We start from the raw sequence: 14,073 nt of genomic DNA on the forward strand, positions 1-14,073 counted from the left end.
ATTTCTATATCTGCGGAGTACCTTTCATCATCGCTCAAAGCGTTCTAACGGGAATAATCACGGATCGATCAATATCAGTCCGTCCCAGATCAACCGCGCCCGTGGTGGAAGTGGATACGCGATGCGTCAAGATCACGGATGTTGCCCCTTCCGCAACACTATATTCCACGCCATAGGTCTGATCATAGCTAGTTCCCGTATCGTCAACCATCGTTCCAAGGTAGGTTGAATCGGTCACGATGGTTCCACCCACAATAGACGCGGTATGCGCAATAATGGTTTCCCCGGTACGCAACCAATCGTCATAGTGAAAGAATTGCCAGTCTGTACCGTCTGGGTCAATAGGATCGTTCTTAGAATTGACCGGCTTTTTCCCATCGTGCGTATAAGCCATGGCGTGATTTCCTAGAGATACAGCTCAAAATCTGGTGGAGTAATCAGGCTTGCGCCGTCCGAGTGACGGACATAGAGCCGGCAAGATTCCATGCAGACCACTTGCATGTATTCATCACCTTTCACCGGCTTTTCAGGTTCGGCCTTTTCAGTGGCCAGCACAATACCTTTTTCATCCCGTGCCGATCTTGCCGCGATTCTGCTATCGCTGATTTGTCGCTCGATCTCAGCGAAGTAAGCCTGCTTGTCGAATCCTCCAACCACCGACCGCTTGAACGCCCGCATGAATCGCCGGATAAAGACTTGTCCGAGAATATCATGCCTTGGCAATAGTGGAATTTGCGGAATCAAGGAAACTCTCACCGCACCGGCTATGTCGCCGCCGGATGTCATGAGGGTTCCGTCCGGCATTTCTGCCTCGAAACCATAGCGGTCTTGTAGGAGGATCATCCTACACTTCATCAAACGCCAGAGTGAGCGTCTCAGCAGTCAGCGCGCCGTTGGTAGCGGTAGACGCCACGCTAATCTGCAACTCGATGATGTCCCCTACATACGTGTTATCGTCCGCCGGGACGAATGGCCCCGTATCCGTTCCGTCTCCATCCAGCGGAGAGCCGGATGTATAGCCGAATAGACTGGAGCCACCGCTCATCGCCGTATTGTAGTGCGTTCCAAAGGTGGTTCCCAAGTTCTTAGCCGTACACGCGACGCCGGTCCCGAACCCGCTGCTACCGTCCGAATACCAACGCATATTGCTGATATTCGTATTCGGCGGCGCGTCCATATAAGCGCGTAGCTTTTTTACATAGCTGTAATTCGTTCCAGCGCCGGGCACCACCAGCGGATCATTCGCATCCACCGCCGTCGAACTCGTAGAAGCAACGGCCTTGAATCGCACCGTGCCTGAAGTTTTGTTAACGCCCGTGTCAGCGTCGGTAGTCAATTCGTGAATCTGAATCGTTGCGGCCATCGGTATATCCTCAATTTAAAACGGATCGATCTGAATTCGGTATGACAATGAATCTGTCTGTTTCGCTAATCACAATATATCGATCAGTTGGTGTAATGCTAATGACGCGCCCGGTAGGCATGATAATCGACGAAATCAATCCGATGATCGCATCGAGAAATACGCCGCTAGCCCTGCTTTTCTGTAAAATCCCATCCAGTGAAATAGCCGCGCTTCCAATAATTCCAACTATCGAATCTAGTGAAACCGTGCCAGTTTTCGCCGATTGAACCAATCCATCAATCGACACTGGTGCGGTTTTCGCGGACTGCACTAATCCATCGATGGAAATGATACCCGTTTTCGCGGATTGCAACAAAGCGCCAAGATTGACAGTGCTCACGCCGGTCACAGACAGCAGTGCGTCCAAGCTAGCCGTTGCCCCAGCGACCGGTACCGCTACCAGGGCATCCAGCGATAGCGTGCCGGTCTTGAGCGCCTGCAACAGCCCGTCCAGCGCCGTTGTGGCCAGCGCTTCCCCGGCACTCACGATGATCGCGTCTAGTGACAGTGTGCCGGTTTTAGCGCCCTGTAACAGCCCATCCAGCGCTGCAACGGCGGACGCACTACCCTGGATGAAAGCGTCCATCGAGGCAGTGACGGACGCCGGCTTTTGTATCAAGGCATCGATAGAAGCTGTACTCACCACGCCGGACTGCAAGAGCGCGTCCAGCACTACCGACGCCGAACTGCCACCGCTGATGATCGCGTCTAGGCTAGTGGACGTAATAGCGCCGGACTGCAAGAGCGCATCGAGTGATGCAGTCGCACTAAACGTCTTGGAGATAATCGCGTCAATGCCGGTCTGTGATAGATAACCGGTTTGTAACAGCGCGTCGATTAGCGCCGTTGTCGATTTTCCAGATTGCAGCAATCCATCAAGCGATGCAGTAACCGTTGAACTCCCACTGACAATTGCGTCTAGTCCAGACGTTGCGCTAAACGAACTTTGCAACAGAGCATCAACGCCAGAAGTGGCCGCAACGATAATGGCAATCGCCGCGTCAATAGAAACCGCGCCGGTTCTTACGGCCTGCAACAATCCATCCACTGAAACAGTGGCGGATTTATTAGTTGCATTAAGCAGCGCGTCTATTGAGATGCTGCCTGTTTTAATTGCGGAAATAATTGAGTCAATGCTCACGGTCCCGCTAAACGACTTTTGCAGCAATGCACCCAAGCTAGATGTTGCGGTTATTCCAGTTTTTTGAACAAGCGCATCGATTCCGGTTGTCGCTGTTACGGTTGTTGAGGTACTTCCTTTCACCTCAATCGCGATGATTGTCCACTTTTGCCCAGTTGGCGCGGACATGCCAACCGTTTTTGATCCCACCGCGCCGGCGTCTGGAAAATATGCGATAGCGACGCCGTATTGCGCACCGTCTCCGGGATAGTCTGTAAGCGCGGTTGGGGTGCCGCTAAAATTATTCGTGAACGTCTGAGTTCCTGAAACCGCATTCCAGTCTGAGACGATCACGACAATCGCCGAATTGGCCTGCGTTGTCGTGAGAGAAACAGACGGATTTCCGCTCGCTCCAGTCGCAACGTTGCTCGCGCCAACTCCATCTGATCCAGAAAACCGCACAATGTTTCCGCCGAAATATTCGCCTGATCCGCCTGAAGAAGAGAATGAAATTGTAATGGTCTCAGCGGACGGAGCAACATATGTCCACCCATAAGCGGGAGAGTAGTCGACTACTACGCTAGATCTTTGTAGCGTCGCGGAAGCGGCACCGTTTTCTGTGATCGATAGCGTTTTATAGGAGTTTGCGGATGACGCTACCGCGACTAGCACATCATTAGAATTGATCGCTACAGCACTCATTGCGGTTTTCGGTGTAGTAGTGCTATTGAATGCCGTAGCATATTGAGAGACAAACGTTGGCGCAGCCATTACCCCACCTCCACCGATAGGTTCTTTTGTGGACCATAATCCAGTAGGGTCTGGTGGAACTGTCTGTACAAGCGATTCAGACCACGGCGATGGTGGACATATTTCAAGCGGGTCTCCGCATTGATAACCGGTTGGCGGAATAGCCCTTGCCCGTGCGCTAATGACCTCGCCCGGCTGAACGGGAACATCGAGAACATATTGAGTGCCTGTGATGCCATTTGCGCTGACTCCATTTGCTTCAAGCTCAACCGTCGTTCCGGCTGTCCAGTTCTGGCTTGAATCCCACGCGAACGTGATATTCCGGGCGTCCGCGACACTCGCGCATAAAGTCAGAACGGCGGTCAGCAAGCAAGTCCAAATACGAGCCTTGTCTTTGATTCGCAGCATCACGAAATCCTTTATTAGACTTATACAGCCTTTTTGCCTTTTTCTCGCAAGCATCTAAGGATTTCCCGACCAAGGCGGCAACCTCGATATTCAACCTTGTTTTCCAAAGCCTCATGAGTTGGCGCTCTTGATCGGGAGACCATCTTGGAAAAGGCATCTTACGGGCCGGTGCGGATCAGGTTGATCGTCATGCCTGCCGGCGTCGTGGGAGTAGTCGGCGCGTAACCAGCGGTCGCTGTGACCCATCCAGACCAGGCCGACACTAGCGCGCCATTCACATTCTGAGCCGCCACTTCCACGGGATCGCCGGGATTCGCGGTCAAGGTCGTGGTCCAGCTTGGAGAGGTCAGGCTTGGGGAGAGAGTCTCTGCGCCGCCATTGACTCGGTACTTAGCCGAATAACTCGGCGTGTCAGACGGGTTCCAGGTTGGAGTATTCCAACCTAAGGTGAGCTGATACGTATCAGCGAAAGCGGCCGAAGCCGCTAGCATAAAAACAAGACCAACAATGCTTTTCATTTCATCGCCTCACTTAAAGCCATGAGAATATGGGCCATGGCATCCCAGAATCAACCCATGAACTGACAAGCCACAAAATAACTGCTAGCCCATTAACGAATGCAGCAACAATAATAGTTTTCAATATCCTATTCTGTGCAATCTCATCGTTTTGAATGTGATTCAAAACGGCAATCTGCATTTCATTGACTTTGCTTGTTACGTCGTTTCTTACCGCTGAAACGTCATCACCAATTTGATGTACCATGGATTCCAGCTTTTCGCTTTGTTTTGCGTTGTACTCGACTCTTGCCTTGAGTGCCGCTATATCAGCGTCATGAATACGTATGAGATTCGTCATTTCACGATTTGAAATGATCAGCTCATGGATTGCGCGGTCATCGCCTTCCATCACGGGATTCCCGGCACGTCTGGCAAACTCGACCCGACACACAACGCCCGCCAGCCTTGCACTTTTTCTAGATACGGCCCAACGGATCGCATCCATTCACCAATGCTGATCGCCCGGCACATGATCAGCTCAGCGGTTTGATACTTCGCGTGCTCAACCGCCACGGTTTGATCCGTAACTTGATCTACGAGCGGTTGGAAGCCCATACACCCGGCGAATAAACCGCATGTGGCCAGCAATAGGGTTCTCATTTTGCGCGCTCCTTCCGCTTTTTCGCATCGCGTCGGCGATTCCGCCACCAGGGCCACCAGCCGCCAAGGCGGACTCCGGAATAAAAAGTCCAGGCAAGCGCTTTAGAGAATCCCGCGTACTGCATCGCCCGATAGAAAACCTTGTCACACTGCTGGCGAGTCAGATATTTCCCAGCAACGCGGTTATCCTCATAGAGCTGATCATGTGGAGTTGCCGGCACATCGTAGTCGTGCTGATCGCCGAACAGAACCGAGAATGCTCGACCGAAGCTAGCGCCGTCGATTTCCAGCCATTTTTTGCAGCGGATGATTCCTTCCACTGGGTCAATAAACCGGAAATCCGCAGTCAGCCTTCGGTATCTCGGAGAAACATAAACCGTCATTAATTCATCTGGAAACCGATTTTTGTCGATCATTTCGGCATCTCGTTGCAGAAATCAGGGCGCGCATTATTCCAGCCCATGCACTCTGGCCCAGAATAGCTATATGGCGCGCTATCCACAAGCGGCGGCTGTGAGCACGTCCACTGCGCGGACTCTCGCGACCACTGCCACGATAGCAGCCCAGCGCTAAGGCCACCCAGCGCCAGACCGACAGGGCCAGCGGCTAGACCGCCCAGGGTCGCGCCAGTGCCGATCCAACCTCCCCAGCGGGCACCGCCAGCGACGGCTTGGCACGTCTCTACATCGCCAGCGTCTCTATAGCCCAACGCGATACCTTCTAGCGCGAACTTGGCGACCACGACGCCTGGAAATCCCATGGGATTCATCTCAACAGCACCAGGGACAGACTGCAATATAGCCACGGATACCCCGGTATCCACGACATGCGGGGTAATCCACGTAACGCCGTCATCGGCGAGACAAGGTGCCGCAACAGCGCAAGCAGCGAGAATGAATGCTTTCATGGCGCTCCCAATAGTCTGCCAATGATTGCAAACAGGGACAGTCCGATTGGCACTGAGAATATCAGCGCCATCGAGACGACGAAGAGAATGGCGTCTTTCATTTTGTCAGGTGCTTAACGGCCCACATGACCGCCTCTTCCGTTTTCGTCTTGGCAAGAGAGAGTTCACGGGATTGACCGATGCTCTCAATCAGCTCATGCAATTCAAGCCCCTTATCTTTGATTGCCTGCATCAGGTTCTTTTCGTCATCACTCAGCACCCGGTAGGCATGGCGCATGACGTTGTTGACGGTACGATCATCACTTTTGCTATCGACAAAATCAGACATGTTGTTACCTCTTGATAATTTGATCAACAACCGAAAGCCACCACTCGGAAACCGCCACTTGTTCCCAATAGGCGGATTGGTATCGCGCGTCGGCCATGGCTAAGAGCATGTAGAGATAGTACCTCATGGCTGGAATCCATCGCGCTCGAACAAGCGACGTTCCGCCAGCCGGCGGCGCTTCAGGCCGGCTAGTGATACTTTTTTTCCGGTCTTTTGGTCCGTGGCCTTGTCCCATCGCTCGAACTGCTGTGCGGCGGCGGCGTACCAATGTTGGTTCAGCAGGCGTAGGAGAGTGGAGCCTTTGAGCGCGCCTAGCCCGACATTGAAAGCAAAGCACACCAGGGCATCGAACATCGATTGAGTGATAGGCGCTGTCACCAATGAGTTGACGGCGGCGGCGAACCGTTCCAGGTCGCTACGTAGCAGATCATCGGATTGAGCCACCGTGAGCGGCTTCGAGAATCGCTCTCTAGGCAGGATTCGATGGCCCCAACCAATCGTGGGATGCCCGGCAAAGTCACAGTACGGCACCGAGGCCATGCCGCCTTGCGGTCCCTGCTCGAATTCGTGGAGCAGGTCCAGGGCGGCTTGGGATGGGGTCATCGTGTCAGTCTCTATCAAGAGCGGCCTCCTTATAGCATTTCTCACAAAGCGGTTGTGGGTTTCCAGGATCGCCCTTAACTGTCCACCGCTCACGAGGAACGAATATACCGCAAAAACAGCACCGCTTGATCATCAGAATCTCACTTATTGTTGTCATCATACACCTATTTCGATCATTTTATGTGTATTACACAGGTCAGCAGCCGGTTGGGCGGCGCGCTCATATGTCCTCGAACACCCATCCCGCTCCTTTCTTTCGAGAGGGTCTAGTGATGGCAATAATCCGAAATGGGAACTGTTCAGCGGCGACGCGGGTCTTGGCGCGGGCATCGTCTCGCCAGTAGCCTTTGACTTCATGCAGTTCGATTTCTCCGCTGGCCAGCATCACCACGAAATCCGGCGTGTAGCTCACGCCCTTGGCGATTCTGAGCGTGATTCCCTCGAAGCGATACCAAAGCACCTCGCCCAAGCAACGGCGGGTTTCTAGGAGCTTTTCATATTCCGCTTCCGTGGCGTTGCGGACCCCGGCTTTCATGCGTCCCAGGGCGAGAGTATCGGGTTTCTTGGGTTGCGCTGGCGGATTGGCCGGAGTGAGGCGAAAGGGGATTTAGCCGGCATTGATTCTAATCCTCCTCACTTTAGGCCATGTGTACATCAAGCCGCGCTCCAATCCACAGATGCAACGTGTTCCCCATCATCCTTTGCGTTGAAATGCTTGGATGGATGATCGCCATGAACGAATTCCAGTAAGCAAAGATTGGCTACATCAACCAGTAATTCAAGGTTGCCAATATCTTGATATTCGCGCAATCGCTTGCTTGCTGATTCAATGCGATTGTATTGCGGCCTATTCGGATCGGCCATGCTGGCATACCTGAATCGCCCAACCAGCAGCCGATTACGCATGAGTCGCTCAAATTCTATCGACCATTCCGAACAACGCAAGGATTCTAGCGATTCCCGCTTGGTTCCATGATGATCAGCGTGAATTCCAGCCGTCAAACGTGCCCGCATGTATTCAGTATTCGTCATCGATCCATCCACCATCCCGCGCCAGCCGGATCAATTCTTTCCCAAGCCTTGCGGCTTCATCGGGCGTGATTTCCATATCTCGGCTCCCCTCGATCTTGATGAGATCGCCTTTGGTACTTAGCACGCCCTCCGCGAATACATCCGCGCCGCGCGCTCCGTAGATGCGGGTGACTTGGATTTTGTGGTCATGGCCAGCAACACACCATTCAGCCAGTCGCTTAACGGTATCGGCCGCCGTATGTCCGTCCCACTTTGGACCTTTGTTGACTGTGGCAATGCCTTTTCCATCTAGCAGAGTCCACATGCTTACCGGTAGGTGATATGAAATATCTCCGTTAGGAAGGTGCATTCCCGCGACAAACCAGCCGTCAAACATTGTTCCGTCTTCGTGATTGTTCGCTCTCCATGAGATATCTGGGTTGCTACGCATCAGCGCCGCGAAGAGGTGGCAACGATGATCATACAGTTCATCAAAGGTATGATAGCCGTCAGATACCTTTCCGGCGTCGCATTCAATCGTTATTTTGCCCATTTCATTCTCATGAGTAGCTGCTTGGATTTTGTGGTCATGGCTTGTGGTCGATCCGTCCCGCCACCCTGAAAAAAAGGCATCGATAACTAGGTGCGGGATAATCCCCTTTGGATCGACGATACCTGAATCAACCATCGGGCCTCGGAGAGATTCCCAGCAGTTGATGGCTTTCTTTAACAATTCGGGGATGTTTTCTTTAGTCATCGGTTTCAACCTATTTTCCTAATAGCTTGCGCAATTCATCCCGCGCTTTTTTCATGATTTCGCTTTGTGACTCATTATTGAGCGGCTCTAATTGCTCATGATTGAAGATATGCAGCAATCCAGCGGGCGTATCGAAATCGAATACATACCGCTGTTGACCGTTGCGCGTCTGGAAAGCGGCTCGGATCGTGCCGTTGGCTTGATAGCTCCCGCCCACCTTACGGACCCGATCGCCGAACTTGAACACGTCTGGTTTCATGACTTCCCCTCGATAGTCTCCCGATAAACCATGGCCCATGCTTCAATACCAGATTCGACCTGGAAGAAATGTGGCCTAGGTTCTAGCAAACTGCATATATCGGCTATTTCTGGAAATAGAGCCGCCTGCAAAGGCCATATAGCCCGCCACTCTCTTCGGTCAACCCGATAAAACAATACCGGACGCAATTTCGAGGTGGATGCTTGCTCGACTGTCTGTCTCCACCATGCCGGAATAGCTGGTGTTTTCGCGCGCTTCACTTCGACAGACCAACCGTCCAACCCTTCCAGGTCCGAATCACCATCATGCTGTCGCACACGACGCTTTGCGTTGACGCCAAGTAGGTCTCGAAGAATCCCGGCAATTTCGCACTCGCCAGCCCGGCCTTTGCGTCGGCTTTTGCGCCCGATCTGAACCGGGCTAACGGTTGTCGCGCCCGACTTCATGGTTTCCCCTCGAACGGTAAATTATGCGATTCTAGGCGTTTTACTGACGTACCCTTGGTACCCCTAGCGCCTACTTCCGTAGCGTTGCTTCCTGAGCCGATTTGGCGGCTTAAATCGCCAACCGTGGCCCGTAGGCTAGACAGGTCTCCGCCCAGGACCGCGTAGAGGTTCTTTGGGAGCCGGTTGGAGGGGCGCGGCGGGCGCTTTCGGTGGCTGGGCTTAGTAGGCATTCACCACCTCGCTCCAAATCGCCACCACATCCCCATGCTCTTTGCATCGATACGCATTTTTGGCTGATGCAGAGTCAATGACAGCCCGCTTGCAGCGCGGACAGACCAAGATTGGATCGCGGCGAACTGAATAAACTGGCGGATAGCTATGTGCGAATTGAGTTTCCATCATTGCTTCTCGCAGTATCTCAGGTTTAAAAGACACGGGCCATCCTGGAAAACCACTAATCCGTATTCTTCAGATTGCATTCTCGCAACAAAGCCTTTCTTTCCGACGCAACGTGCTTGCTTGCATTGTTTCGAGTAAGCGGCAGGCGGCGGCATGAAAAGTACCTGGTCGCCATACTTGAATCGCTTGTCAGGTTGTAGGGGTTGGTAGTTATGGAATGCGTGGTTCATGGCTAAAGATCAATTCCTCGATTGTTTCTTTTTGTTGGTGCCGGCATATCCCATGACGGCAATCCTCCAGCCATGGATTCAAAGCGGGCGAATTGGCCAAGGAATCGCAACGGGATAATCCCCAAAACACCACTGCGCTGTTTACGAATCAGCAATTCAGCGCAATTCTTGTCTGGTGAATCGGGGTTGTATATCTCATCCCGGTAAAGCATGGCGACCACATCAGCGGATTGTTCCCACTCTCCAGAGTCCCGCAAATCGGAAAGCATCGGGCGCTTGTCTGTTCGTTCTTCGAGTTTCCGAGAGAGTTGCACAAGCGCAATAACTGGGCAAGCTAGTTCTTTCGCTAATCCCTTGAGCGCTCTTGCCACCGCCGATTGCGCGTTCTGGCGATTCTCTCCGCCGGCTTCCACCAGTCCAGCATGATCGACGACCACCAGATCGATATTCCCCTCGCGCCGTTTCAGTCGACGTGCTTTCGAGAGAATATCGGAAAGCAGCGGGGAGCCGGTTTCGTCGAACCAAAGTTTAGCGGATGATAATTGCGTGACGGCTGATGTCAATCTCGACCAATGATCATCGTCAAGCTTTCCGGTTTGCAATGCGCCAAGATCGATATTCCCGACATTCGCCACTAGCCTTTCAACCTGTTCAGCGTTCGGCATCTCGGCGGTAAAATAAGCGGCTTTCCCGCCATCGCCAACCACGCGCGCCGCAATCTGCAATCCGAGGACGCTTTTACCCATCGCTGGCCTGCCAGCCACTAGATACAGCTTTCCCGGTTTCAATCCGCAAGTCTTTGCGTCGAGATCAGCAAGGCCGGTTGGCGCGCCTTTCGGCGCTATTCCTTCAAATCGCTGATCTATTTCATTGACAACCTCCGGGAGCAAAGTCTTAATCGGAACTAATCCCGATTCAAATCCAGCCGCGTCGGCGACAGCATCAATCGCGGCCTTGAGTTGCGCAATCGCTTTTTCCGCGTCATCACGCATCGCCCACGATTGCAAATCAGTTCCAAGCTGAATCAATTCACGACGACGCGCCCTATCTCGAACAATTCGCGCATAGGCCAGAACATTCGCGGCGCTGGGCGTATCTCTTGCGGCGGTCCCGATATATGCCCAATCGCCTTCCTGCAAAGTCCCTTTCGATTCCATCCACTCGGCAATCGTGAGAACGTCAATCGGCTGTCCTGCCGCATCCATCGCCGTCATTGCCGAGAAAATCCGGCGATGCGCTTCTTTAGAAAAGTCGCCAGCGGAAACGATTGCCGAGACTTCGGAGAACGCAATCGGAGAAACCAAGATTCCGCCAATAACTGAGATTTCGGCTTCAATGCTGGCCAGAAGTTGATTTTCCATTAGCGCCCCTCCATGACTTTCAAGATATTGGCTTGCTCAAGCAGCCAGTCAAATGACGCGGCCCATGGATGAGCATAGCCTTTTTTTGCCGGTGCGCCACCGGTCATGAGCGAATCTTTCAGAACATGATCGATCAGCCGTTCCCATCGATCAAAATCACCGTCGATTTTTTTGAATAGAAAATTCTTGGCTGCTTCGATCCGATTATCTGGCCAATGCCGCAATTCAGCAAGCCGATGCAATCCATGGCCAGGGCATTTCCGATTCCAGATTTCCCGCATTCGTTCGACGGCTTGAATGTCGGAGGGCGAGAACGTCATCGGTTCGTCAACCATGAGAACGGCGGTGGCGGTGGCGGAACCGTCGCGCGCGACAGTTACCACCTCCTCCTCCAATCTTCCAAGATCAGGAGCAGGAGCAGGAGCAGGAGCAGGAGCAGGAGCAGGAGCAGGAGCAGGAGAAGGGGCATTGCTTTTAGCATTGCTCTTAGGAATGCTCGTAGCATTGCTCGTAGCATTGCTCGTAGCATTTCTTGGCGGAGGCTCTATGTCGTTTTTCCTTTCCCATCTTGCACTTGCGGCTTTTCTTGCCTTGTCTGATCGGTCTGGAGCATGAACCACGTATCCGTTGTGCTCTTCCCAGTCATGAAGTTCGTAGACGCCGTTCTGAGAGTCCAAAAATGCCAGCTCGACGAGCTTTGTGGTCAGCGCCCCCGGTGCCCCGGTCCATCTTGCAGCGATTTCTATAGCCCTGGAGTTCATGCCGACGAGCTTCCCGGTTGGCTTGTTGATTGCTGAAAAACACCATAATCGCTGTAATGATTCAACTCCCTGATACCCTAAATCTTCTTTAAGAACTACTGTTTTCCAATGATCCCAAAAACTTACTGAAAGCCTAATATCAGAATTCATTCCATCCACCATTCGCGGTTAGCTTCTCTTTCCGAGAGTTCAAATGCGTGTAAATACGGCGCAAGTTCAGGGACAGCATGATTAGGGACGATTCCACAATCCACGAGATAACCGCAATTGACGAGCCGCTGAATGGATTTTTCAGGCCATCTCCCCGGAAGAGAGCGGATCATGTTTGAGAATTGACGGTTGTTTAGGAGGGTTATCAAGGCGACGAGATCAATCTTTGTAAGCCGCTTATCATGCGCGGCTGATTCCATGATGAGCGCATTGAGCGCCAGCCGCTCGTTGACCTCTTTCCAGAATCGCCGATCTTCGAGTTTCACGACATTGCTAGTCTTAGCATTCATGACTGCCCACCAATTCGCATTGCGCGATTGAAGGCGTCTTGAAATTCTGAGAATGAGGCTTGAGGATTGTTTCTGAACCAGCACCACAACGCGAGCATTGATAGGGGATTCATGATTGGCCTCCCCATTGCGCCGCCATGGCATCTGCAATTCCTTTGTAAGTCCTGCTTCTATTCTTCCATCGTTCGGACGATGGCGGCATTTTCCATATTTTATTTTCTCGCCCATCTACAACATTCGAGGGGTGCAGCTTCGGCAATCCTTTCAGCCACAGGCAGGTTGCCTTTGTTTCTCCGTGGCCATGTTGCCAAGGCTGAATCACCTGATCCGGCTTTCTGATTCGGCTGGATATGATACTGACCGGGTTTTCAAGAGCGATGCGCGGGATGGGCGCGGAAAGCAGCAGGCGCACGAAGTCCAGCGCCTCGGCCTGTTCCTTCAGCTTGTCCTTGAACCATCGGGCGCCGCTGACGGCAAGATGAGTGCATGGCGGATGGGCAATCATCATGTCCCATCCGCCATGGAGGATAGCTAGAACGTCGCCATGAATATGCCCTTTGGGTTCCCCTCGCTATCGAGAATAGGTCACATGACCAAGGCATCATGCCCAACGCAAGAAAGGCATCACGCACGGTCGCAGTGAATTCACAAGCAATCAGGATTTTCATTGATGGCGCTCCCACGTTAAAAAACTGGAAGCAGGAAAATCAGATATGTTATAATATAACATTGGTCAAATTCCTATCTGGTTAGGATATTGGCAAGACGTGCCGGGCTGGCTGCGTCAACAGCCTCCCCGGTGCGCACATGATAGCATCATTGCCGTATTAATCCCAATATTCCGCGCTAGCGGCATGATCAGCAACCAGCGCTACAAGCGCCCTTTCAGTACCAGACAGATTTTTCCATACGTCGATAATTCCAGTTGGTACGTGATTCCTCCAGTCGTTGCACTTTGTTTTGTGCTCAAATGTATCGTCGTCTATATTGTTTAATGCCTGAGTATTGAATTCTCTAACAATATAGAGTGCTGTCCTGGGATTCATTATTGTGTTTCTCCTTTCTTAACCAACTTAATAGATGGAGGATTATAAAAATAGCGATAGCATCCATCATCTTCTATGATAATCCAATAATCGCTACTCTTATTTGGGACATGATCGATAATTCCATCGACGCAATAACCTCCACCCAATTCAATTTCAACGTAATCCCCTGCCTCGATTCTCTTATCTCCAGGCGTATAGCTTTCCTGTATCTTTGCGATAGCTGCATTCAAACAGGCCGCTAATCCGCTACAATTTTCTGGCGTCTCTTGAATTCCAGTGACTTCAAGAAGTAGCGCGGCGGATGATTCATGGGTGTAATGTTCAAGCATTGTTTTCACTCATCTGGAGTTGGGCAAAATACGCTATAAAGAACGTCTTTTTTAGACAAATCTTCTTCAATTATATGTAAGCACAATTGGCTTAAATATAGAACTCTTTTTATTAGCTTTGATTGGTATCTTTTCAGCTTCTCAATTTCTTTGTCTCTTTCTAGCGCCACATTTTCAACCGCTTTATTCAAACATTTCCGCAATCCTTCACAGTCTTCCGGCTTCTCGACAATCCTTGTCATGGAGAGAAGGAGGTGAGCGGCGCTTTCATTCGTGTAATACTCAGCCAT

19 protein-coding genes and 1 pseudogene are annotated in these 14,073 nt (G+C 51.9%); all 20 read right to left on the reverse strand.

The genetic code is table 11. From position 1 onward, the window contains the following. Positions 1 to 34: 34 nt before the first annotated feature. Positions 35 to 394: a hypothetical protein gene (locus IPK79_14070; protein MBK8191560.1), complete on the reverse strand. Its 360-nt coding sequence runs from the start codon at positions 392 to 394 to the stop codon at positions 35 to 37. A gap of 11 nt (positions 395 to 405) precedes the next feature. Further along, complete coding sequence (locus IPK79_14075; protein MBK8191561.1) at positions 406 to 843, reverse strand: hypothetical protein; 438 nt, start codon at positions 841 to 843, stop codon at positions 406 to 408. Position 844: 1 nt separating this feature from the next. Beyond that, complete coding sequence (locus IPK79_14080) at positions 845 to 1,363, reverse strand: hypothetical protein (GenBank protein ID MBK8191562.1); 519 nt, start codon at positions 1,361 to 1,363, stop codon at positions 845 to 847. A gap of 10 nt (positions 1,364 to 1,373) precedes the next feature. Beyond that, on the reverse strand, positions 1,374 to 3,683 hold the full coding sequence (locus tag IPK79_14085) for a hypothetical protein (GenBank protein MBK8191563.1): 2,310 nt from the start codon (positions 3,681 to 3,683) through the stop codon (positions 1,374 to 1,376). Between the two features lie 158 nt (positions 3,684 to 3,841). Then, entirely contained in the window at positions 3,842 to 4,201 is a 360-nt protein-coding gene (locus IPK79_14090; GenBank protein ID MBK8191564.1) for a hypothetical protein, read from the reverse strand. A gap of 13 nt (positions 4,202 to 4,214) precedes the next feature. Continuing rightward, positions 4,215 to 4,688, reverse strand: a complete 474-nt coding sequence (locus IPK79_14095; protein ID MBK8191565.1) for a hypothetical protein — start codon at positions 4,686 to 4,688, stop codon at positions 4,215 to 4,217. A gap of 151 nt (positions 4,689 to 4,839) precedes the next feature. Then, positions 4,840 to 5,259: a DUF1353 domain-containing protein gene (locus IPK79_14100; protein ID MBK8191566.1), complete on the reverse strand. Its 420-nt coding sequence runs from the start codon at positions 5,257 to 5,259 to the stop codon at positions 4,840 to 4,842. Continuing rightward, positions 5,256 to 5,750 carry a hypothetical protein gene (locus tag IPK79_14105; GenBank protein MBK8191567.1) on the reverse strand — a complete coding sequence of 165 codons (495 nt, stop codon included), beginning with the start codon at positions 5,748 to 5,750 and terminating at the stop codon, positions 5,256 to 5,258. Before IPK79_14105 ends, IPK79_14100 begins: the two co-directional genes overlap by 4 nt. Before the next feature lie 97 nt (positions 5,751 to 5,847). Next, on the reverse strand, positions 5,848 to 6,078 hold the full coding sequence (locus IPK79_14110) for a hypothetical protein (protein ID MBK8191568.1): 231 nt from the start codon (positions 6,076 to 6,078) through the stop codon (positions 5,848 to 5,850). A 123-nt stretch (positions 6,079 to 6,201) separates the two neighbouring features. Continuing rightward, on the reverse strand, positions 6,202 to 6,681 hold the full coding sequence (locus IPK79_14115) for a lysozyme (protein MBK8191569.1): 480 nt from the start codon (positions 6,679 to 6,681) through the stop codon (positions 6,202 to 6,204). 220 nt (positions 6,682 to 6,901) lie between these two features. After that, entirely contained in the window at positions 6,902 to 7,216 is a 315-nt protein-coding gene (locus tag IPK79_14120) for a DUF1064 domain-containing protein (GenBank protein ID MBK8191570.1), read from the reverse strand. A 119-nt stretch (positions 7,217 to 7,335) separates the two neighbouring features. Beyond that, positions 7,336 to 7,713, reverse strand: coding sequence for a hypothetical protein (locus IPK79_14125; protein MBK8191571.1), 378 nt, complete (start codon positions 7,711 to 7,713; stop codon positions 7,336 to 7,338). Next, on the reverse strand, positions 7,700 to 8,449 hold the full coding sequence (locus IPK79_14130) for a hypothetical protein (protein ID MBK8191572.1): 750 nt from the start codon (positions 8,447 to 8,449) through the stop codon (positions 7,700 to 7,702). Before IPK79_14130 ends, IPK79_14125 begins: the two co-directional genes overlap by 14 nt. A 10-nt stretch (positions 8,450 to 8,459) precedes the next feature. Beyond that, positions 8,460 to 8,708: a hypothetical protein gene (locus tag IPK79_14135; protein MBK8191573.1), complete on the reverse strand. Its 249-nt coding sequence runs from the start codon at positions 8,706 to 8,708 to the stop codon at positions 8,460 to 8,462. Between the two features lie 1,077 nt (positions 8,709 to 9,785). Next, complete coding sequence (dnaB, locus tag IPK79_14140; protein MBK8191574.1) at positions 9,786 to 11,144, reverse strand: replicative DNA helicase; 1,359 nt, start codon at positions 11,142 to 11,144, stop codon at positions 9,786 to 9,788. Continuing rightward, positions 11,144 to 12,067, reverse strand: a complete 924-nt coding sequence (locus IPK79_14145; GenBank protein ID MBK8191575.1) for a hypothetical protein — start codon at positions 12,065 to 12,067, stop codon at positions 11,144 to 11,146. Before IPK79_14145 ends, dnaB begins: the two co-directional genes overlap by 1 nt. After that, positions 12,052 to 12,381 (reverse strand): hypothetical protein, encoded by a 330-nt coding sequence (locus tag IPK79_14150; GenBank protein ID MBK8191576.1) that lies wholly within the window; start codon positions 12,379 to 12,381, stop codon positions 12,052 to 12,054. Before IPK79_14150 ends, IPK79_14145 begins: the two co-directional genes overlap by 16 nt. Before the next feature lie 133 nt (positions 12,382 to 12,514). Then, a pseudogene (locus IPK79_14155) lies at positions 12,515 to 13,073 on the reverse strand (DNA cytosine methyltransferase). 377 nt (positions 13,074 to 13,450) lie between these two features. Next, positions 13,451 to 13,783 carry a hypothetical protein gene (locus IPK79_14160; protein ID MBK8191577.1) on the reverse strand — a complete coding sequence of 111 codons (333 nt, stop codon included), beginning with the start codon at positions 13,781 to 13,783 and terminating at the stop codon, positions 13,451 to 13,453. A 5-nt stretch (positions 13,784 to 13,788) separates the two neighbouring features. Beyond that, the gene (locus tag IPK79_14165; protein ID MBK8191578.1) at positions 13,789 to 14,073 is read right to left on the reverse strand and encodes a hypothetical protein; all 285 of its coding nucleotides are present in this window, start codon (positions 14,071 to 14,073) and stop codon (positions 13,789 to 13,791) included.

The organism is Vampirovibrionales bacterium, assembly GCA_016712355.1.
Lineage (GTDB): Bacteria > Cyanobacteriota > Vampirovibrionia > Vampirovibrionales > Vampirovibrionaceae > JADJRF01.

Bases quoted from the DNA above. Each gene is read 5' to 3' on its own strand.
- IPK79_14070 (MBK8191560.1), bottom strand. From the start codon at position 394: ATGGCTTATACGCACGATGGGAAAAAGCCGGTCAATTCTAAGAACGAT.
- IPK79_14075 (MBK8191561.1), bottom strand. From the start codon at position 843: ATGATCCTCCTACAAGACCGCTATGGTTTCGAGGCAGAAATGCCGGAC.
- IPK79_14080 (MBK8191562.1), bottom strand. From the start codon at position 1,363: ATGGCCGCAACGATTCAGATTCACGAATTGACTACCGACGCTGACACG.
- IPK79_14085 (MBK8191563.1), bottom strand. From the start codon at position 3,683: ATGCTGCGAATCAAAGACAAGGCTCGTATTTGGACTTGCTTGCTGACC.
- IPK79_14090 (MBK8191564.1), bottom strand. From the start codon at position 4,201: ATGAAAAGCATTGTTGGTCTTGTTTTTATGCTAGCGGCTTCGGCCGCT.
- IPK79_14095 (MBK8191565.1), bottom strand. From the start codon at position 4,688: ATGGATGCGATCCGTTGGGCCGTATCTAGAAAAAGTGCAAGGCTGGCG.
- IPK79_14100 (MBK8191566.1), bottom strand. From the start codon at position 5,259: ATGATCGACAAAAATCGGTTTCCAGATGAATTAATGACGGTTTATGTT.
- IPK79_14105 (MBK8191567.1), bottom strand. From the start codon at position 5,750: ATGAAAGCATTCATTCTCGCTGCTTGCGCTGTTGCGGCACCTTGTCTC.
- IPK79_14110 (MBK8191568.1), bottom strand. From the start codon at position 6,078: ATGTCTGATTTTGTCGATAGCAAAAGTGATGATCGTACCGTCAACAAC.
- IPK79_14115 (MBK8191569.1), bottom strand. From the start codon at position 6,681: ATGACCCCATCCCAAGCCGCCCTGGACCTGCTCCACGAATTCGAGCAG.
- IPK79_14120 (MBK8191570.1), bottom strand. From the start codon at position 7,216: ATGAAAGCCGGGGTCCGCAACGCCACGGAAGCGGAATATGAAAAGCTC.
- IPK79_14125 (MBK8191571.1), bottom strand. From the start codon at position 7,713: ATGACGAATACTGAATACATGCGGGCACGTTTGACGGCTGGAATTCAC.
- IPK79_14130 (MBK8191572.1), bottom strand. From the start codon at position 8,449: ATGACTAAAGAAAACATCCCCGAATTGTTAAAGAAAGCCATCAACTGC.
- IPK79_14135 (MBK8191573.1), bottom strand. From the start codon at position 8,708: ATGAAACCAGACGTGTTCAAGTTCGGCGATCGGGTCCGTAAGGTGGGC.
- dnaB (MBK8191574.1), bottom strand. From the start codon at position 11,144: ATGGAAAATCAACTTCTGGCCAGCATTGAAGCCGAAATCTCAGTTATT.
- IPK79_14145 (MBK8191575.1), bottom strand. From the start codon at position 12,067: ATGGTGGATGGAATGAATTCTGATATTAGGCTTTCAGTAAGTTTTTGG.
- IPK79_14160 (MBK8191577.1), bottom strand. From the start codon at position 13,783: ATGCTTGAACATTACACCCATGAATCATCCGCCGCGCTACTTCTTGAA.
- IPK79_14165 (MBK8191578.1), bottom strand. From the start codon at position 14,073: ATGGCTGAGTATTACACGAATGAAAGCGCCGCTCACCTCCTTCTCTCC.